The organism is Agrococcus sp. SCSIO52902 (assembly GCF_022983135.1).
GTDB classification, from domain to species: Bacteria; Actinomycetota; Actinomycetes; order Actinomycetales; family Microbacteriaceae; genus Agrococcus; species Agrococcus sediminis.
In genome coordinates this window covers 1,709,091-1,727,012 of the sequence record NZ_CP095269.1, presented here as the reverse complement: position 1 = coordinate 1,727,012, position 17,922 = coordinate 1,709,091, and the positions used below count along the sequence as shown (strand labels likewise).

Below are 17,922 nucleotides of genomic sequence, written 5' to 3'. Positions count from 1 at the left end.
TCCTCGCCTGCCCGGGCTAGGTTGACGGCGTGACCGACACGACACCGCGCGTCGCCCTCGAGCGGCGCGGACCCATCCTCCACATCCGGCTCGATCGGGTCGGCAAGCGCAACGCCGCCGACCAGCGCATGCTGCACGAGCTCGCGCTCGCGTACGGCGAGCTCGACCGCGACCCGGCGCTGCGGGTCGGCGTCGTCTCGGCCGCGGGCGACCACTTCACCGCCGGCCTCGACCTCGCCGACATCGCGCCTCGGATCGCGACGGGAAGGCCGGAGCTCGTGCCCGAGGGCGGGCTCGACCCGTGGGGCCTGCAGACGCGGCCGGTGTCGAAGCCCGTCGTGCTGGCGGTGCAGGGCACGTGCTTCACGCTCGGCATCGAGCTCGCGCTCGCGAGCGACGTGGTGGTGGCCGCCGACTCGACGGTCTTCGCGCAGCTCGAGGTGGCGCGAGGCATCATGCCCTTCGGCGGCGCGACGGTGCGCTTCCCGCGGCTCGGCTGGGGCGACGCCATGCGCTGGATGCTCACCGGCGACCGCTTCGACGCCGCCGAGGCGCTGCGGATCGGGCTCGTGCAGGAGGTCGTGCCCCACGGCACCGAGCTCGAGCGCGCGCTCGCGCTCGCCGAGCGCGTCGCGGCGCAGGCGCCGCTCGCGGTGCAGGCGACGCTCGCCGCCGCCCGGGCGGCGCAGCCGGCGACGACGGATGCGGTGGCGGGGCTCCTGCCCGCCGTGCAGCGGCTCGCCGCGACCGGCGATGCGCGGCGCGCCGCGGAGTCGTACCTGACGGCGACACCCGTCGCGTTCGAGGGGAGCTGACGCCGGGCGGCGGCGCTGCAGCGCGCCGACCTGCTACAGCGCCCGCGCCGCCGCGGTCGCGCGGTAGACGTCCTCGAGCTCGTGCGCGACGTCCTGCCAGTCGCGGCGGCTCGCGGCGCGGCGGCCGGCGAGGCCGAACTCGAGCTGCAGGTCGACGTCGTCGAGGATCGCGCCCACCGCCTCCGCCCACTCGGCCGGGTCGCGCCCGTCGACGAGCACGCCCGTCTCGCCGTCGATCACCGACTCCATGAGGCCCCCCACGCGGGCGGCGACGACCGGGGTGCCGCTCGCGGCGGCCTCGAGCGGCACGAGGCCGAACGACTCCGTGCGGCTGGGCACCACGACGACGTCGGCCGCGTCGAGCAGCTGCGCGAGCGCCGGCCGCTCGAGGCTGCCGATGTGACGGACGCGGTCGGTGACGCCGAGCTCGCGCGCGAGGTCGTGCAGCGACTCGAGGTAGCGCTCCGAGCCGGGCGTCGCGTCGCCCGCGAGCACGAGCACGGCGCCGGGCAGGTGCGGCAGCATCCGCACCGCGAGGTCCTGGCCCTTCGCCGCCTGCACCCGGCCGACGCACACGACGAGCCCGTCGTCGGCGCGCACCCCGAGCCGTGCGCGCACCGCCTCGCGGGACGAGACGGGCGCGGGGTGGAAGACGGTCGTGTCGACCGCGGGCGGCACGAGCCAGACGCGCTCGGCCGGCGCGCCGACGCCGTCGCACAGCACGTCGATCTCGGCGCGCGAGACGGCCGCGATCGCGTCGACCTCGCTCGCGAGGTACCGCTCGGTGAGGAGGCGGCGCTCGGGCTCGGGCCGGTCGCCGTCGGCGAGGCGGCGGTTCTTCTCCTCGGCGAGGGTGTGGAACGTCTGCACGATCGGGATGCCGAGCGAGAGCGAGACGGGCAGCGCCGCGAGCCCGGAGAGCCAGTAGTGCGCGTGGATCACGTCGTACGGGTCGGTCGCCGCGAGCGCCGCGCGCTGGAGCTGGTCGCCGAAGGCGTCGGCGAGGTTGGGCAGCTCATGCTTGCGCACGATGCCGCCGCCCGTCTCGAGCGCGTAGAGCGTGACGCCGGGCGCGAGCGAGTGCGCGTGCGGAGCGCCGACCGAGCGGGTGAAGACGTCGACGTGGTTGCCTCGGCCGGCGAGCGCCATCGCGCTCTCGAGCACGAGCACGTTCAGCCCGCCCGCGTCGCCCTTCCCCGGGCGGTCGGCCGGCGACGTGTGCATCGACACGATCGCGATCCTGAGGGGCGTCCCAGGGGTGTGGCCGTACGGCTCCTGGCGCATGCACCCAGCGTATCCGGGCGCTATCGTCGGCCGCATGGCAGATTCGCGACCGGGCCCGCTCCGCGCGGTCGGGGCCGCGATCGGCGCGCTCGGCCGCTCGGCCTCGGGGCCCGCGCTCCGGGCGCTCACGGCGCCGCCGGTGGCGCGCGCCGGGCACCGCTTCGCGACGCGCGCGGCGCGCCTCTGGGGTCGGCTGCTCGGCGGCGAGGAGCGGCAGGTGGGCGAGCTCACCGTCATCTCGGGGCTGCCCTCGTGGGCCTTCGGCCGCGGCGGCACGACGATCGGCGCGACCTTCCTCACCCGCAGCGCCCTCTCGCCCGAGATCCTCGAGCACGAGGACGTGCACCGGCGCCAGTGGGAGCGCTACGGGCTGTGGTTCATCCCGATGTACCTCGCCGCCGGCCAGGACGGCCTGCGCAACCGCTTCGAGATCGAGGCGGACCTCGTGAAGGGCGGCTACCTGCCGAAGCCGGCGCGACGACCTGGCGGGCGCGCCGCCAGGCGCACAGGCGGCCGCCCGGTCGAGCCCCCGGCCTAGGGCCGCATCGCGTCGACGACGCGCTGCGTCCAGGGGATGCGCCGCTCGAGCTGGCGGCCGATGGCGAGCAGCGTCGCCTCCTCCCCCGGCCTGCCGATCAGCTGCACGCCCATCGGCAGCCCCTCGGTGGTGCGGTGCACCGGCAGGGCGATCGCCGGCAGCCCCGTCACGTTGACGAACGACGTGTGCGGCGTGTGCAGCACCTGGTGGCGGAAGTCGGCCTCGCCGTCCTCCGGGTACCAGTCGAGGGGGCGCGGCGTGAGCGCCGTCGCCGGCGTGAGCACGGCGTCCCATGGCGCGAACGCCGCGAGCACGCGCCGCTCGAAGGCGGTCGCCCACAGCTGGGCCCGCGCGAGCCCGCCGGCGGTGAGCCCGTCGCTCGTCTCGACGATCCAGCGCGCGAGCGGCTCGAGCAGGTGCCGGCGCTCGCGCGCGATGGGCGCTGCCGCCGCACCGCCTCGCCAGAGCGCCGTGAACGCCTCGGGGTACCCCGACGCATCCGGCAGCGCCACTTCGCCCACCTCGTGCCCGAAGGCGGTCAGCGCCGCGACGGTCGCGTCGACGGCGGCCGTGGCCTCGGGCGAGATGCGGATGTCGTCGGTCTCGTCCCAGGGCGTGCCGCCGGTCATGACCGCGATGCGGTAGCGCCCCTCGCCGCGCACCGCCGCGGCGAGCAGCGAGCCGTCGTCGCGCTCGGGCGCGCGGAGCGTGAGCCCGTGCGGCGCGACGCCGTTGACGCGGCCGATGAGCGCGTCGGTCAGGAGCGCGACATCGATGACCGAGCGCGCGATCGCGCCGGCGGTGACGAGCCCGCCGATCGTGCCGACGCCGCCCTGCGCGGGGATGCGGCCGCGGGTGGGCTTCAGCCCCACGAGGCCGCACGTGGCGGCCGGGATGCGGATGGAGCCGCCGCCGTCGGAGCCGGGCGCGAACGGCAGCAGCCCCTGCGCGACGGCCGCCGCGGCGCCGCCCGAGGAGCCCCCGGCGTGGAGCCCGGGGTGGCCCGGCAGCGTCGTGGGCCCGTGCAGCGCCGAGCGGGTGTAGCCGGCGAAGCCGAGCTCGGGCGCGGCGGTGCGGCCGAGCGTGACGCCGCCCGCGTCGTCGAGCAGCTGCGCGACCGGGTCGGTCGCGTCGGCGACGTTGCCGGCCATCCAGCGGCTCGCGAACGTCGCCGGCTGCCCGGCGCGCTGCGTGAGGTCCTTGTCGGCGAAGGGCAGGCCGTGGATGAGCCCGGTGCGATCGTCGGCGCCGTCGACGGCTCGGGCGCGGGCGAGCGCGAGCTCGGCGTCGACATGCACGAAGGCGTGCGCGTCGTCGACGCGCTCGATGCGGTCGAGGAAGTGCTGCGCGACCTCGACGGCGCTCACGTCGCGCGCGTGCAGGAGCCGCCAGAGGTCGAGGGCGCCCAGCTCGTGGAGCGCGCTCACCCGAAGTACCGGCCCGCGCGCCGCTGCAGCCGCCTGCGCTCGGTGCGCTCGCGCATCTCGTCGCGGGTCGCGTAGTTCGTCAGCTCGCGGAACGGGTCGCGGCCGACGACCCGCGACGGCTCGGCGAGGATCGCGAGCACCGCCTTCTCGATCTCCCAGTACTCGCCGATGCGCGTGCCCTGGCCGGGGTTCACGTGGCGCAGGCGCGCCTCGAAGCGCACCTCGCCCTTCACCTCGATCTGCGTGATGAAGCCGCGCGTGGCGCCCGCGACCGACACCATCCAGAAGCCGGGGCCGAGGTCGGTGACCGTCGCGCGCACGTCGTCGGCCGCGGCCGCCGCCGCTGCGCTCACGTCTGCCTGCTCCCGCGACGCCCGCCAGGCCTCGAACTCCGTCATGCCGTCCATCGTGGCACCGCGCACCGACACGGCGCGCCGACGCTCACGGCTCGGGCTGCGCCCACGGCTCGTCGTCGGCCGCACGCTCCCCCGCGCGATGCCGGGCCACGACGCCGGCCAGCACCGCCGCGCCCACCTGGGCGCCGTCGACGGTGACGGCGAAGCGCGCGCCCTCGCGGGTGGTCACGACGATGCCCGGGCCGCGCCGCAGCACGACCGCCACGTGCCCCGGCAGGCCCCGGTAGCCCCATCCGCCCCAGTGCAGCGGCTCGACGAGCCGCGCCTCGGCGACGCGGATGCGCGCGGTCGGGATGCGCCGCAGCGGGAAGCCGAGCAGGGCGCTGCGCACGCGCAGCCCGTCCGCGTCGACGACGACGCGGATGCGGGCGATGCCGATCACCACCGCGGCCGCGAGCAGCAGCACGAGCGCGAGCAGCACCCGCGCCACGGGCCCGTCGCCGAGCGGCAGCAGCAGCGCGGCCAGCACGCCGCCGACGAGCAGCGCGATGCCGAGCAGGAAGAATACGGGCGACTGCGCGTCGGCGCTCCACCGCTCGGCGTCGGTCGGCTCGAGCGGCAGCGGCGGATCGGTGTCGCGCACCCGCACCTCGCCGCGCGGGTGGATGAGCCACGGCGCCACGAGCAGCAGCACCGAGCCCACGAGCAGCGCGAGCCACGGCCCGAGCACCGCCTGCTCGGCGCTGCCGGCCTCGATCGTCGTCACCGCCGAGATCACCCAGGCGGCCGCGAGCATGGCGCTGACGCCGGCCATGATCGACAGCACCACGGCGCGCGCGCCGTCGTCCATGCGCAGCGCCGCGAGCACGAGCGCCGCGACGAGCATCGCCCCGGTCGCGGCGAGCAGCCCGATGCCCATCGGCGTCGTCTCCGAGACGCCGTCGGCGACCCCCGCGTCGGACCAGTGGGTCGCGATGCGGCTCGGCAGCTCGGGCGCGAGCACCGCCCAGCTCGCGGCGATGACGAGCGGCGGCAGCGCCAGCACGAGCGCGGCGAGCCAGACGAGGGTGCGGTGCATGGTGCGCTCAGTCTCCCGCGCGCCGCTGTGGCGCGGCCATGCCCGCCGGCGAGGCGCGAGCGGCCGCCGCGGCGAGCGCGGACGGCGTCGCGCCTACGCGCTGCGGTGCGCCGTCCAGAGCCCGACCAGCAGCGCCACGATCGCGGTCGCGGCGCCGAGCACGAGGCCTGCCGGCGCCATCGCGAGGCTCAGCTGCGAGAGCGCGAACAGCAGCGCCGCCATCACCGCGACCGAGGCCACTGCGACGAGGCCGAGCATCCACAGGTGGGTGCCCTGCTGCATCGACCGGCGCGAGAAGACGACGGCGACCGCCGCGGGCAGCCCGAGGATCGCGCCGTACGTGACGCCGACCTGGAGGCCCTGCGCGTCGGGCGAGAACAGCACCCCGAGCAGGACGCCGATGAGCACGCCCGCGCCGAGCGCGGCGGCGACCGCCCACCCGGTCGGCACGGCGAAGACGGTGGGGGCTCGATGCTGCGCGACGGCCATGGCGACGACCTTCCTGCAGCGGTGGTGCACCGCCGCTCAGCGTCAGCATCCTCCGCCGCGACCGGCGTTCGCAATCGGTGTTACGGAACCCTGCGGCTACCCTCAGCGCCGCTTGCGCAACGACTTCTGCAGCAGCACGATCCCGAGCTCGCGCCCGAACTTCACGCCGACCCGGCCCATCCGCCCGATCTCCTCGAAGCCGAGGCGCTCGTGCAGCGCGATCGACGCATCCGCCCCCTGATCGGCGATCACCGCGATCATCTCGCGCACGCCGCGCTCGCGCGTCGCCTCGATGAGGGCCTCCATGAGGGCCCGGCCGAGGCCGCGGCCGGCGGCCGCCGGCGCGAGGTAGACCGACGACTCGACCGTGTAGCGATAGGCGCTGCGCTGCTTCCACGGCTGCGTCAGCGCGTAGCCGAGCACCGTGCTGGTCGCGCTCTCGGCCACGAGGAACGGCAGCCGCAGCTCGCCGGTCTCCCGCAGCGTGCGCCGCCACTGGCCGAGCGTCTTCGGCCGCTCGTCGAAGGTGACCGTCGAGTTGAGCACGAAGTGGCGGTAGATGTCGCGGATCGCCGGCAGGTCGGCCGCCTCGGCGGGCCGGATGCGGAAGGCGAAGTCGGGGTCGCGGTGCTCGGGGTCGCGCAGGTGGCGGGGCAGGCGACGCCGGCGCTCGTACTCCTCGGGCAGCATCAGCCGGCCGCCTCGGCCTCGGCCGGGATGCGCCAGTCGACGGGCGCCGCACCCTGCGCCGCGAGCGCGGCGTCGGCGCGCGAGAAGGGCCGCGAGCCGAAGAAGCCGCGGCTCGCGCTCAGCGGCGACGGGTGCGGGGAGGCGATCGTCGGCACGTCGTCGAGGAGCGGCGCGAGCGACTGCGCCTGCGCCCCCCATAGGATCGCGACGAGCGGCGCGCGCGAGCCGTCGGGGCGCCGGCGGGCGACGAGCGCGCGGATCGCGGCCTCGGTCACCTGCTCCCAGCCCCAGCCGCGGTGCGAGGCGGGCGCGCCCGCGCCGACCGTGAGCACGCGGTTCAGCAGCAGCACGCCCTGCTCGCTCCACGCGGTCAGGTCGCCGTGGGCGGCCGGCTCGTGGCCCAGGTCGTCGCGCAGCTCGCGGTAGATGTTCTGCAGCGAGCGCGGCAGCGGGCGCACGTGCCGCTCGACCGCGAACGACAGCCCGATCGGGTGCCCCGGCGTCGGGTACGGGTCCTGGCCGACGATCAGCATCTTGACGTCGTCCATCGGCTGCGCGAACGCGCGCAGCACCGCGTCGCCGGCGGGCAGCCACGGCCGCCCCTCGGCGGCCTCCGCGCGCAGCCGGTCGCCGAGGCCGTGCACGACCTGCTCGACGCCCGCGAGCGCATCCGCCCACCCCGGGTCGATGAGCTCGGCGAGCGGCCGCGCCGTCATGCGGCCAGCACGCCGACGGCGACGCGGTCGCTGTCGCCGGCGCGGTCGGCGGTCCAGACGGAGCCGTCGCCCGCGACCTGCAGCCCGCCGGAGCCGACGATGAGCGAGGTGTTCTCGTCGATCGCCACCACCCGCTCGGCGAGCCCCGCGTGCACGATCGCGACGGCCCGCGAGAGCGTGCCGTACTGCGCGGCGTGCACGTCGACGACGAGGTCGACGAGGCCGAGGCCCGCGTCGAGCGTCACCTCGTCGAGGCCCTCGCCGCTCGTCTCGGCGCACACCGGCACGCCGCCGATGCGCCAGCCGCCGAGCAGCGCCACATCGCCGGCGATCATCGCGCCGGCCGAGAAGCCCGCGTAGGGCACGCCGGATGCGACGAGGCCGCGGATCGTGTCGGCCGCCGGCATGATCGCGGCGTGGTAGCCGGGCGTGAGCCCGCCGCCGACGAAGATGCCCTCGGCGCCGCCGAGGTCGGTCGGCTGCAGCTGCCGCTCGGGGCTCAGCTGCACGATGCGCACCTCGCCGGCGCCGAGCTTCGTCAGGTCGTCGACGTAGTCGTCGTGCCAGCCGGCGCCCTCCGACTCGGACTTCGCCCACAGCACGCAGACGATGACGGGGGCGCCCTCGGCGCGCTCGCGGGCCTCGGCGACGAAGCGGCCGGTCCAGCGCGACTCGTCGTCGGCCCAGCCGCCGCCCAGCAGGTGGATGCTCATGCGGGCCAGTCTGCCAGCCGTACGCTGCGGAGCCGGGTCAGGGCGACCCGAGCGCCGCGAGCGCCTCGTCGAGGATCGCGAGGCCCGCGCGCGCGTCGTCGTCGCCCATCACGAGCGGCGGCGTCACGTGGATGCGGTTGTCGGCGGTGAACGGCACGTACCCGCGCTCGAGCAGCAGGGACTTCAGGCGCGCGACGACGGATGCGTCGACGGGCTCGCGCGTGCCGCGGTCGGCCACGAGGTCGAGGGCCCAGAAGCAGCCGCGGCCGCGCACCTCGCCGATGACCGGGTGCCGCTCGGCGAGCGCGCGCAGGCCCGGGCCGAGGATGTCGGCGCCGAGGTGGGCGGCGCGCTCGACGATGCGCTCGTCGGTCATCGCGTCGATCGTGGCGACGATCGAGGCGGCGGCGAGCGGGTGGCCCGCGTAGGTGAGGCCGCCGGGGATGGGCCGCTCGCGGAAGGTGCCGAGGATGTGCTCGGCGATGATGACGCCGCCGACCGGCACGTAGCCCGAGTTCACGCCCTTCGCGAAGGTGACGAGGTCGGGCCGCACGCCGTCGTGCTGGTGCGCGAACCAGTGCCCCGTGCGGCCGAAGCCCGCCATCACCTCGTCGAGGATGAGCACGATGCCGTGGCGGTCGGCGAGCTCGCGCAGCCCCTGCAGGTAGCCGGGCGGCGGCACGAGGATGCCGGCGGTTCCGGGCACGGGCTCGACGAGGATCGCGGCGAACGTCTCCGGGCCCTCCGACTCGAGCACGCGGCGCGCGTGCTGCAGCGCCCGCTCGCCCTCCTGCTCCTCGCTCGTCGCCCAGAACTCCGAGCGGTAGAGGAACGGCCCGAAGCAGTGCACGTGGCCGAGCGCGAACTCGTTGCCGAGGCGGCGGTGGTCGCCGGTCGCGTTGATCGCAGCGCCGGTGTTGCCGTGATACGACCGGTAGTGCGAGAGCACCTTCGTGCGGCCCGTGTGCACGCGCGCCATCCGGATGGCGTTCTCGACCGCATCCGCCCCGCCGTTCGTGAAGAAGACCGCGGCGAGCCCATCGATCGTCGAGAGGATGCGCTCGGCAGCCTCGCCGCGGCGCAGGTTCGTGGTGGCGGGGGCGACGGTGGCGAGCTCGGCCGCCTGGCGCTGGATGGCCTCGACGACCCGCGGATGCGCGTGGCCGATGTTGGTGTTGACGAGCTGGCTCGAGAAGTCGAGGTACTCGCGCCCGTCGTGGTCCCAGAGCCGCACGCCCTCGCCGCGCGCGACGGTGAAGGGGTTGGTCGAGCCGTGCTTCGACCAGGAGTGGAGGATGAGGCGGTCGAGCTCGCGCGCGCGGTCGCCATCGGCCGGGTGGAGCTGGTGCTTGGACATGGTCCTCCTCGGTGCGCCGGCCGCCGTGGCCGCCTCGCCACCGTATCCCGGGCGTACACTCGAGGCTGCGCCGGGCATCATCTCCGCGCGCGGACCCTGCACACCGTTCGCGCCAGCATGCCCAGGAGACCCGATGCCCGCTCTGCCCCGCCGCTCGACGCGCCGCCCGACGGCCGCCCGCGCCGCCTCCGCCGCCGCCGCCCTCGTCGGGCTGTCGCTGCTCGCGGGCTGCGCCGCGCAGCCCGCCGCGACCCCGTCGGCGAGCGCGAGCGGGAGCGCCGCCGCGGCCGCGACGATCGACGACTGCGGCGTCGCCGTCGCGCCGATGGCGCAGCCGGCCGAGCGCATCGTGGCCGTGAAGTCGACGGCGGCCGAGCTCGTCGTCGCGCTCGGGCTCGGCGACGCGCTTGTGTCGACGGCGTTCCTCGACGGGCCGCTCGAGGGGGCCGACGCCCCCACGATCGAGGGGATGCCGTCGCGCGAGGCGCTGCTCGCGCTCGAGCCGGATGCGGTGGTGGCGGGCTGGGAGTCGGCCTTCGCCCCCGAGGCGGCCGGCGACCGCGCCACGCTCGCCGAGCTGGGCGTGACCACGTGGGTCTCCCCCGCCGCCTGCCGCTCGGTCGACGTCGCGCCGCTCGACTGGGATGCGCTGCTCGGCGAGCTCGCCGACGCGGGCGCGGTGCTCGGCGTGCCGGAGGCGGGCGAGGCGCTCGCGGCCGAGCAGCGCGCCGCGCTCGAGGCGATCGAGCCGCTCGACGGCGGCGCGAGCGCGCTCTGGTACTCGTCCGGCGAGGACGCCCCGTACGTCGGCGGCGGCACGGGCGCCCCGCAGCTCGTGCTCGAGTCGGCGGGCCTGACGAACGTGGCCGCCGACGTCGACGAGGCGTGGACGACGATGTCGTGGGAGGCGCTCGCCGCGAGCGACCCCGACGTCATCGTGCTCGTCGACGCCGCGTGGCACACGGCCGCGTCGAAGGTGGAGCGCCTGCGCGCCAACCCGGCGACGGCGCAGCTCGAGGCGGTGCGCGAGGAGCGCTTCGTCGTCGTGCCGTTCCCGATGGCCGAGGCCGGCGTCGGCTCCGTCGCGGCGGTCGACGCGGTGGTCGACGCGGCCCGGGAGATGGGGCTCGGATGACCCGCACGGCCCCGCGCCGCGTCTCGGCCGCGCAGGCGGCCGGGCCGGCGCCGCGGCGCCGGCTTCGCCTCGTGGCGCTGCCGCTGCTCGCGGCGCTGCTGGTCGCGCTCGCGCTCGGTGCCGCGTCGATCGGCGCCGCCGGCGTCGCGCCGGCCGACGCGCTCGCCGCGGTGGGCGCGCGCCTCGGCATCGGCTCGAGCCCGCTCGACGCGGTCGGCGACGCGATCGTCGTCGACCTGCGCCTCCCCCGGATCGTCGCGGCGTGCGCCGTCGGCGCCGGGCTCGCGATCGTCGGCGCCGTCATGCAGGCGCTCGTGCGCAACCCGCTCGCCGACCCCTACCTGCTGGGCGTCTCATCGGGAGCCTCGGTCGGCGCCGTGCTCGTGCTCGTCGCAGGGCTCGCGGCCGTGCTGCCCGTCGCGGCGTTCGCCGGGGCGCTGCTCGCGCTGCTCGCGACGCTCGGGCTCGCCGGGGCCGCGGGCGGGGCGACGCCCACCCGGACCGTGCTCGCGGGCGTCGTCGTCGCATCCGCCGCCGGCGCCCTCGTGAGCCTCGTGATCTTCTGGCGCGCCGACGGCGACGCGTTCCGCGAGATCCTCGCGTGGCTGCTCGGCTCGCTCGCCGCCTCGACGTGGCAGACCGCCGCGATCGCGCTCGTGGGGGCGGCGCTCGCGCTGCCGCTGCTCGTGAGCGGGCGGCTGCTCGACGCGCTCGCGCTCGGCGACAGCGCGGCGGGCGCGCTCGGCGTCGACGCGCGGCGCACCCGCTGGGCGCTGCTCGTCGCGTGCGCGCTCGTGACCGGCGTGCTCGTGTCGGTCTCGGGCGCGATCGGCTTCGTCGGGCTCGTCGTGCCGCACGCGGTGCGGCTCGTCGTGGGCGCCTCGCACGCGCTGCTGCTGCCCGCGTCGGGGCTCGCCGGCGCGATCGTGCTGCTCGTCGCCGACACCGTCGCGCGCGCCGCGTTCGACCCGCGCGAGCTGCCGGTGGGCATCGTCACGGCGCTGCTCGGCGCGCCCGTCTTCGCCGCGCTCATGCTCACCGGGCGGGTGCGCACGTGAGCGCCGCGGCGGCGAGCGGCGCGACGGGGGCGACGGCGGGCCTCGCGGTGCGCGGGCTGACGGTCGCCGTGCGCGGCCGCGCGCTCGTCGACGCGGCCTCGTGGCACGCGCCCGCGGGCGCCATCACCGCGCTCGTCGGCCCGAACGGCGCGGGCAAGTCGACGATGCTCCGCGCGATCGCGGGGGTGCTCCCCGAGCGCGCGCAGAGCGAGGGCGCCGTGCTGCTCGACGGCGCCGCGCTCGCAGGACCCGGCGCGCTCCCGCCTCGCGAGCGCGCTCGCCGCGTCGCGCTCGTCGAGCAGACGGCGGATGCGGTGCCGCAGCTGACGGCGCGCGAGGCCGTGCGGCTCGGCCGCACGCCGCACCACCGCATGCTCGGCTTCTCGCTCGGCGACGAGCGGCTCGTCGAGGCTGCCCTCGCCGACGCCGGCGCCGCCGGGCTCGCTGACCGGCCGCTCGGCGAGCTCTCGGGCGGCGAGCTGCAGCGCGTGCACGTGGCCCGCGCGCTCGCGCAGCAGCCGCGCCTGCTGCTGCTCGACGAGCCGACGAACCACCTCGACGTCGCCTGGCAGCTCGAGCTGCTGCAGCTCGTGCGGCGGCTCGCCGCCGACCGCCCCGTCGTGATGACCGTCCACGACCTCGCGCTCGCGGCGACGCACGCCGACCGGGTGGTGCTCGTCGACCGCGGCCGGGTGGTGGCGGAGGGGGTGCCGGATGCGGTGCTGACGCCCGAGCGCATCCGTGCCGTCTACGGCGTGGAGGCCGAGATCGACGCCGCCCCTGGCGGGGTGGCGATCCGCTACCGCAGGATGGAGCCGTGAGGATCACGGTGCTGGCCGGCGGCGTCGGCGGGGCGCGCTTCGCGCTCGGGCTGCGCGACGCCGCGCGCGCCGCGCACGGCGATGCGGCCGAGATCACGATCGTCGCGAACGTCGGCGACGACATGTGGCTCTCGGGCGTGAAGGTCTGCCCCGACCTCGACTCGCTCCTCTACGCGCTCGCGGGCGTCAACGATGCCGAGCGCGGCTGGGGCCGCGCGGGCGAGAGCGAGCGCGTCGCCGGCGAGCTCGCCGCCTATGGGGTGGGCTGGCCGTGGTTCACCCTCGGCGACCTCGACCTCGGCACCCACCTCGCGCGCACGGCGCTGCTGCGCGACGGCGCCGACCTCACCGAGGCCACCGCCCGGCTCGCCGCCCGCTGGCCGATCGGCGCGACGCTGCTGCCGGTCACGAACGACGAGGTGCCCACGCACGTCGTGACCGACGAGGGCGTGCTGCACTTCGAGGAGTGGTGGGTGCGCACGAGGGCGCAGCTGCCGGCGCGCCGCTTCGTGCAGCACGGCCTCGAGCGGTCGCGCATCTCGCACGCCGCACGCGCGGCGATCGCCGGGGCCGACGTGCTGCTCGTCGCGCCGTCGAACCCGGTCGTCTCGATCGGCACGATCGTCGGCATCCCGGGCGTGCGCGACGCGATCGAGACGGCGCGGGCGCCGGTCGTGGGCGTCTCGCCCATCATCGGCGGGCAGGCGCTCCGCGGCATGGCGGCGGCGTGCCTCGCGACGATCGGCGTCGAGACGGATGCGGCGGCGGTCGCCGCGCACTACGGGGCGCGGTCCGATGACGGGCTGCTCGACGGCTGGCTCGTGGCCGAGCAGGATGCGGCGGCCGTCCCGCGGCTCGCGGAGCTCGGCATCGTCGCAGAGGCGAGGCCGCTGCTGCTGACCCCCGGCGCGCCCGCGCAGCAGGTCGCGGCCGACGCGCTCGCGCTCGCGGCGCGCCTCGCGGGCTGAGCGCCCCTCCCCCCCCCCTCGCTGGTCGAGCCGGAGTCGAGACCACGGCGCACGCCAGCAGCAGGGTGGCCTCGACTCGCGCAGCCGCCTCCGGCGGCCGCGCGGCTCGACCAGCCGGGCGGCGGCTGAACCTCGCTGGTCGAGCCGGGCCGCGCCGCAGGCACGGCCCGAGTCGAGACCACGGCACACGCCGGCGGCAGGGTGGTCGCGACTCGCGCAGCCGCCTCCGGCGGCCGCGCGGCTCGACCAGCGGGGCGGGGCGGCCGCGCGGCTCGATCAGTGGGCGGCCGCTGAACCCTTCGCTGGTCGAGCCGGGCCGCGCCCGCAGGGCACGGCCCGAGTCGAGACCACGTCGCACGCCAGCAGCAGGGTGGTCTCGACTCGCGCAGCCGCCTCCGGCGGCCACGCGGCTCGACCAGCGGGAGGGCGGCGCGGCTACGCCGAGAGCGACGCCTGCTGCAGCACCGCGCGCGTGTGCGCGCCGACGCCGACGTCGATGGCCGCGTGCAGGTCGGCGAGCTCGTCGACGTCGAGACGCAGCCCCGACCCCGGCGCGACCGGCAGCTCGACGTGCCCCGCGTCGCGGTGCAGCTCGGCCGAGCCCGGCCCGAAGCGCGGCCGGAGCGCATCCGCCCGCGTCGCCGCGAGCATCGTGGTGCCCGTGGCGATCGCGTCGGGCACGAACGAGCGGTGCTCCCCCGCGGCGAGCGCGAGCGCGGCGTCGAGCTCGTCGGCAGTGAGCGCGGGCAGGTCGCCGAGCAGCACCGCGGCGGGCGCGGCCGGGTCGAGCGTCGCGAGGCCGGCGGCGATCGCGGCGTGGAGGCCCGTGCACGGGTCGTCGACGACCTGGATGCGATCGAGCCCGTCGGTCACCTGCGGGTCGCAGCTGACCACGACCACGAGGTCGACGGCGTCGCAGGCGCGCGCGGCGGCGATCGCGTCGCGCGCGAAGGCGATCGCGAGCGCCGCGCGGGCGTCGCCCGCGTCGAGGCGCGACTTGCCGACGGAGCCCTTGACGGGGATCACGATCGACCAGCGCTGCATGCCGCCCAGCCTACGTCGGCCCGGATGCCGCCCCGGACCGCGGCCGGACGCGGCCGCCCCGCGGGACAATCAGGCGGCGTCGAGCGGCGGCACGACCCGCAGGAGGCTCGGCGGCAGCGCGGTCGACAGCGCTCTCCGCCAGGGCGGCAGCGACGCGACGAGCCCGCGCGCGGCGACCCGCACATCCGCGTCGCACGCCCCCGGCTCGCGCGGGCCGCCCGCGAACGCGGCGCGCTCCGCGGCGAGCCGCACGCGATCGGCCGCGGCGGCCGCATCCGGCGGCACGCGAGCCGCGATCGCCGCCTGCACGTCGCCCGGCGTGGCCGACGCCGGCAGCCGCACGCCCGCATCCGCGAGCGCCGCCCGCAGCTCCTGCCAGGCGCCGGGAGCCCCGCGTCGCAGCCGCACGGCCCGCTGCGCCTGCCGCACCGCCCACGGGAGCGCGAGCAGCAGCAGCGCGCCGATGCCGAGCAGCCAGGCGCGCAGCACCGCCGGGTCGACGCCGCCAGGCCCGGAGCCCTCGCCAGGGGCCTCCGAGGCGCCCGGCTCCGGCGCGCCCGGGCTCGGCGCCGCCGAGGGGGTGGGCGTGCTCGTCGGCGCCGCGTCGGTCGGCGTCGGTTCCGGGGTGGGCGTCGGCGCCTGCGTCTGCTCGTCGTCCTCGGGGCTCGGCGAGGCGTCGCCCGTGCCCGCGCCGGGCGTCGTCTCGACGCGCACCCAGCCGTGCCCGTCGACCCACGACTCCGCCCACGCGTGCATGTCGTTCGTCGACACGGCGAAGCCGCCGCTGATCTCGCTGCCGGGCAGGAACCCGACCACGACCCGGGTCGGCACGCCCGCGCCCCGCAGCAGCGCCGCCGTGGCGCTCGCGTAGTGCACGCAGTAGCCGCTGCGCGTCTCGAGGAAGCCCTCGAGCGCCGCCCAGCCGTCGCCGCCCGCGCCGCCGAAGCCCGGCAGGTCGAGCTGCTCGGAGTAGTCCCAGACGCCCTCGGTCATGAAGGCGTGCACGGCCCGCACGCGCTCGGCGGCGGTCATCCCGGGCTGCACGAGCGCCGCGCCCTGCCGGCCGATCGCGGCGGCGGCGTCGGGCAGCGCGAGCAGCTCGTCGTGGCCCGTCGAGGCGGTGCCAGACAGCTCGGCGAGCGGCGTCGAGCGCGAGCCCGCGGCGACGTACTCGAGGCCGGCGGTCTCGAGCGAGCCCTCGATGCGCAGCGCGTCGTTCGCGTCGTCCCAGCGGGCGCCCTCCGGCGGCTCGACGCCCGAGGCGCGCTCGGGCGTCGGCAGCCCCTCGGCGCGCACGTCGCTCATCCGCACCGTCATCTGCATCGCGAGGCCGAGGTCGGCGCCCTCGACGAGCGGGCTCGGCTGCGCCGCCTCGGGCGGCAGCGCGAGGAAGCCGTCGGGGCCGGCGTGCGGCAGCGTCATGAGCCGCGTCACGATCGGGCCGCCGTCGGTCGTCGAGTAGGTGAAGACGGGCCGCGCCTCGGGCCTGCGCAGCTCGTCGCCGAGGTCGATGTCGGTGCGCAGCACCGGCGTCGTCGGCCGCAGCAGGTCGTCGATCGTCGGCAGGTCGAGCGTGCTCTCGCGCGGGCTCGGCGCCACGAGCGGCACGGCCGCGGCGAGCACGGCCGCGACCGCGACGAGCGCGACGGGGGCGACCCATCCGCGGCCGAGCGCGACCCGGTCGTCGATCGTCGGCGCCGCGAGCGCGAGCGCCGCGGTCGCCACGCCCGGGAGCGCGTGGAACCAGGGCACGTCGATGCGGAACGCGATCGGCAGCACGAGCGCGACGGCGCAGCAGAGCACGGCGATCGCCGGCGCACGCAGCCCGTGCCCGAGCAGGTCGACGAAGACCGTGAGCACCACCGCGGCCGCGACCACGGCCGCGAGCACCGCGCCCTCGGCGTCGATCGGCGTCGAGAGCGCCCACGCGATCGACTGCACCCCCTCGCCGAGCACCGCCATCGTCGCGCGCAGCGCCTCGGGCGTGGGGATCACGCCGAGCAGGGCCTCGTCGGGCGCCGAGACGGCGGTCACCCAGCCGGCGCCCACGAGCGCCGCGGCGGCGGTGCCCGCGAAGGCCGGCCAGACGGCTCGCACGAGCCCGGCGACGAGCGCCATCGAGACGACGGCGCCGACGACGGGCCACAGCCAGTCCTGCCCCAGCACCTCCTGCGTCGACCACAGCCACGCGACGGGCAGCACCGCGAGCGCGACGGTCTCGACCGGCCCGGCGCGCAGCCGTCGCCGGCCGTGCTCGGCCGGCAGCTCGGCGCGGGGCGGGACGCCCGCGGGCGCGCCGGTGGGCCGGGCGGCGGGGCGGTCGCGCGCGACGGTGCTCACGGCAGCTCCCGCACCGGGCCGACGCGGTCGATCCAGCGCACGCTGCGCACCCGCGACCCGGGCGCGATGCGGCGCGGCGGCGCGTCGCGCGCGGCCACGAGCCACAGGGTCGAGCCCGGCGTCAGCGTCCACTGCTCCGGCGCCGACTCCTCGAGGGCGACGACGTGGGCGGATGCGCCGTCACGGGCGGGCGGCGCCTCGGGCGCCCGCGCGCGCAGCGACGCGAAGGCCGCGAGCGCCGACTGCAGATCGCGCCAGTCGGCCGCGAGGATGCTCGGCTCGCCCGTCTCGCGCACCTGCACCACCCGATCGCGGCCGGCGAGCGCGCGCGCGATCGAGCACGCCGCGCGCGCGAGCCGGTCCTCCGCGTCGCGGCCGAGGCCCGCGGCGCCGGCGGTGTCGACGAGCACCACGTCGTCGTCGGTCGCCGGGTTGGCCTCCTGCCGCACCATGAGCTCGCCGCGCTTGGCGCTCTGCCGCCAGTGCACGCGCCGCTGGGGATCGCCCGGCCGCCACTGGCGCACCATCGCGTCGACGTCGTCGGCGGTGCGCGACTGGGCGATGCGGCCCTGCTCGCGGTTGGAGCGCAGCGACGCCGACGGCACCTCGAGCACCTCGGGCCCCACGACGAGGCTCGCGCGCGGGTCGATCGTGCGCGTCGTGCGCACGACGCGGAACGGGTCGAGCGCGCTCACCTCGACCGGCGCGAGCCGCCAGCGGCCGCGCGGGTGCGCGCCGAGCGGTACCGCGTCGCGCCCCTGCGCGTCGAGCTCGCCCTCGAGGTGCAGGTACCGCTCGGGGCCCGGCGCCCACGTCGCCCACTCGGCGCCCGCGTGCCGCACGTCGCCCGCGATGCGCAGCACCGCATCCTGCCCCTCCGGCAGCACGCCCGGCGCGAGGAGGCGCAGGCTGCCGACCGCGCCGATCGACCACCAGGCGCCCAGCAGCACGACGGCGAGGCACAGCGCGGCGGGCACGAGCAGCACGACCTGCCGCTCCCAGTAGGCGGCGAGCACGAGGCCCGCCCCGACGAGCGTGAGCGCCACGCCGCGCGCCGTCGGCCTGGACCGCGTGCGGTCCCTCGCGGCAGCGC

General features: G+C 77.4%; 18 protein-coding genes. 6 read left to right on the top strand and 12 right to left on the bottom strand.

Annotated features, from left to right (window positions below; genetic code table 11):
* Nucleotides 1-29 precede the first annotated feature (29 nt).
* On the top strand, nt 30-815 hold the full coding sequence (locus MU522_RS08565; RefSeq protein WP_246990629.1) for a crotonase/enoyl-CoA hydratase family protein: 786 nt from the start codon (nt 30-32) through the stop codon (nt 813-815).
* 33 nt (nt 816-848) lie between these two features.
* Here the strand turns inward: MU522_RS08565 and MU522_RS08560 are convergent, their stop codons facing one another.
* The gene (locus MU522_RS08560; protein ID WP_246990628.1) at nt 849-2,099 is read right to left on the bottom strand and encodes a glycosyltransferase; all 1,251 of its coding nucleotides are present in this window, start codon (nt 2,097-2,099) and stop codon (nt 849-851) included.
* Nucleotides 2,100-2,133: 34 nt separating this feature from the next.
* Between MU522_RS08560 and MU522_RS08555 the strand changes: the two genes are divergently transcribed.
* Entirely contained in the window at nt 2,134-2,637 is a 504-nt protein-coding gene (locus tag MU522_RS08555; RefSeq protein ID WP_128189013.1) for a hypothetical protein, read from the top strand.
* Here the strand turns inward: MU522_RS08555 and MU522_RS08550 are convergent.
* The 8 genes from MU522_RS08550 to MU522_RS08515 form a co-directional block, all read right to left on the bottom strand.
* The gene (locus tag MU522_RS08550) at nt 2,634-4,064 is read right to left on the bottom strand and encodes an amidase (RefSeq protein WP_246990627.1); all 1,431 of its coding nucleotides are present in this window, start codon (nt 4,062-4,064) and stop codon (nt 2,634-2,636) included. The genes MU522_RS08555 and MU522_RS08550 overlap by 4 nt on opposite strands.
* Complete coding sequence (locus tag MU522_RS08545; RefSeq protein ID WP_128189015.1) at nt 4,061-4,462, bottom strand: hypothetical protein; 402 nt, start codon at nt 4,460-4,462, stop codon at nt 4,061-4,063. Before MU522_RS08545 ends, MU522_RS08550 begins: the two co-directional genes overlap by 4 nt.
* A 43-nt stretch (nt 4,463-4,505) precedes the next feature.
* Nucleotides 4,506-5,498, bottom strand: coding sequence for a hypothetical protein (locus MU522_RS08540; RefSeq protein WP_246990626.1), 993 nt, complete (start codon nt 5,496-5,498; stop codon nt 4,506-4,508).
* 93 nt (nt 5,499-5,591) lie between these two features.
* Nucleotides 5,592-5,987 (bottom strand): hypothetical protein, encoded by a 396-nt coding sequence (locus MU522_RS08535; RefSeq protein ID WP_246990625.1) that lies wholly within the window; start codon nt 5,985-5,987, stop codon nt 5,592-5,594.
* A 102-nt stretch (nt 5,988-6,089) separates the two neighbouring features.
* Entirely contained in the window at nt 6,090-6,677 is a 588-nt protein-coding gene (locus tag MU522_RS08530; protein ID WP_246990624.1) for a GNAT family N-acetyltransferase, read from the bottom strand.
* Entirely contained in the window at nt 6,677-7,393 is a 717-nt protein-coding gene (locus MU522_RS08525) for a uracil-DNA glycosylase (protein ID WP_246990623.1), read from the bottom strand. The genes MU522_RS08530 and MU522_RS08525 overlap by 1 nt, the downstream gene beginning before the upstream one ends.
* Nucleotides 7,390-8,106 (bottom strand): Type 1 glutamine amidotransferase-like domain-containing protein, encoded by a 717-nt coding sequence (locus tag MU522_RS08520; RefSeq protein WP_246990622.1) that lies wholly within the window; start codon nt 8,104-8,106, stop codon nt 7,390-7,392. The genes MU522_RS08525 and MU522_RS08520 overlap by 4 nt, the downstream gene beginning before the upstream one ends.
* 37 nt (nt 8,107-8,143) lie before the next feature.
* Nucleotides 8,144-9,463 (bottom strand): aspartate aminotransferase family protein, encoded by a 1,320-nt coding sequence (locus tag MU522_RS08515; protein WP_246990621.1) that lies wholly within the window; start codon nt 9,461-9,463, stop codon nt 8,144-8,146.
* Nucleotides 9,464-9,596: 133 nt separating this feature from the next.
* On the opposite strand from MU522_RS08515, the gene MU522_RS08510 reads away from it, so the two are divergent.
* From MU522_RS08510 to cofD, 4 genes are read left to right on the top strand one after another with little or no spacing between them, the layout of a single operon-like run.
* Entirely contained in the window at nt 9,597-10,598 is a 1,002-nt protein-coding gene (locus MU522_RS08510; protein WP_246990620.1) for an ABC transporter substrate-binding protein, read from the top strand.
* Complete coding sequence (locus MU522_RS08505) at nt 10,595-11,656, top strand: iron chelate uptake ABC transporter family permease subunit (RefSeq protein WP_246990619.1); 1,062 nt, start codon at nt 10,595-10,597, stop codon at nt 11,654-11,656. Before MU522_RS08510 ends, MU522_RS08505 begins: the two co-directional genes overlap by 4 nt.
* Nucleotides 11,653-12,477, top strand: coding sequence for an ABC transporter ATP-binding protein (locus MU522_RS08500; RefSeq protein ID WP_246990618.1), 825 nt, complete (start codon nt 11,653-11,655; stop codon nt 12,475-12,477). The genes MU522_RS08505 and MU522_RS08500 overlap by 4 nt, the downstream gene beginning before the upstream one ends.
* Nucleotides 12,474-13,445: a 2-phospho-L-lactate transferase gene (gene cofD / locus MU522_RS08495; RefSeq protein WP_246990617.1), complete on the top strand. Its 972-nt coding sequence runs from the start codon at nt 12,474-12,476 to the stop codon at nt 13,443-13,445. Before MU522_RS08500 ends, cofD begins: the two co-directional genes overlap by 4 nt.
* A 435-nt stretch (nt 13,446-13,880) precedes the next feature.
* Here cofD and cofC read toward each other — a convergent pair whose 3' ends face one another.
* The 3 genes from cofC to MU522_RS08480 form a co-directional block, all read right to left on the bottom strand.
* The gene (cofC, locus tag MU522_RS08490) at nt 13,881-14,489 is read right to left on the bottom strand and encodes a 2-phospho-L-lactate guanylyltransferase (protein WP_246990616.1); all 609 of its coding nucleotides are present in this window, start codon (nt 14,487-14,489) and stop codon (nt 13,881-13,883) included.
* Nucleotides 14,490-14,558: 69 nt separating this feature from the next.
* Complete coding sequence (locus MU522_RS08485; RefSeq protein WP_246990615.1) at nt 14,559-16,829, bottom strand: transglutaminase-like domain-containing protein; 2,271 nt, start codon at nt 16,827-16,829, stop codon at nt 14,559-14,561.
* Nucleotides 16,826-17,875: a DUF58 domain-containing protein gene (locus tag MU522_RS08480; RefSeq protein ID WP_192575910.1), complete on the bottom strand. Its 1,050-nt coding sequence runs from the start codon at nt 17,873-17,875 to the stop codon at nt 16,826-16,828. Before MU522_RS08480 ends, MU522_RS08485 begins: the two co-directional genes overlap by 4 nt.
* Nucleotides 17,876-17,922: the final 47 nt, after the last annotated feature.

What these genes read in the sequence shown, in the direction of transcription:
- MU522_RS08560 (WP_246990628.1), bottom strand. Translation starts at nt 2,099, where the DNA reads ATGCGCCAGGAGCCGTACGGCCACACCCCTGGGACGCCCCTCAGGATC.
- MU522_RS08555 (WP_128189013.1), top strand. Translation starts at nt 2,134, where the DNA reads ATGGCAGATTCGCGACCGGGCCCGCTCCGCGCGGTCGGGGCCGCGATC.
- MU522_RS08545 (WP_128189015.1), bottom strand. Translation starts at nt 4,462, where the DNA reads ATGACGGAGTTCGAGGCCTGGCGGGCGTCGCGGGAGCAGGCAGACGTG.
- MU522_RS08540 (WP_246990626.1), bottom strand. Translation starts at nt 5,498, where the DNA reads ATGCACCGCACCCTCGTCTGGCTCGCCGCGCTCGTGCTGGCGCTGCCG.
- MU522_RS08535 (WP_246990625.1), bottom strand. Translation starts at nt 5,987, where the DNA reads ATGGCCGTCGCGCAGCATCGAGCCCCCACCGTCTTCGCCGTGCCGACC.
- MU522_RS08530 (WP_246990624.1), bottom strand. Translation starts at nt 6,677, where the DNA reads ATGCTGCCCGAGGAGTACGAGCGCCGGCGTCGCCTGCCCCGCCACCTG.
- MU522_RS08525 (WP_246990623.1), bottom strand. Translation starts at nt 7,393, where the DNA reads ATGACGGCGCGGCCGCTCGCCGAGCTCATCGACCCGGGGTGGGCGGAT.
- MU522_RS08520 (WP_246990622.1), bottom strand. Translation starts at nt 8,106, where the DNA reads ATGAGCATCCACCTGCTGGGCGGCGGCTGGGCCGACGACGAGTCGCGC.
- MU522_RS08515 (WP_246990621.1), bottom strand. Translation starts at nt 9,463, where the DNA reads ATGTCCAAGCACCAGCTCCACCCGGCCGATGGCGACCGCGCGCGCGAG.
- MU522_RS08510 (WP_246990620.1), top strand. Translation starts at nt 9,597, where the DNA reads ATGCCCGCTCTGCCCCGCCGCTCGACGCGCCGCCCGACGGCCGCCCGC.
- MU522_RS08505 (WP_246990619.1), top strand. Translation starts at nt 10,595, where the DNA reads ATGACCCGCACGGCCCCGCGCCGCGTCTCGGCCGCGCAGGCGGCCGGG.
- cofC (WP_246990616.1), bottom strand. Translation starts at nt 14,489, where the DNA reads ATGCAGCGCTGGTCGATCGTGATCCCCGTCAAGGGCTCCGTCGGCAAG.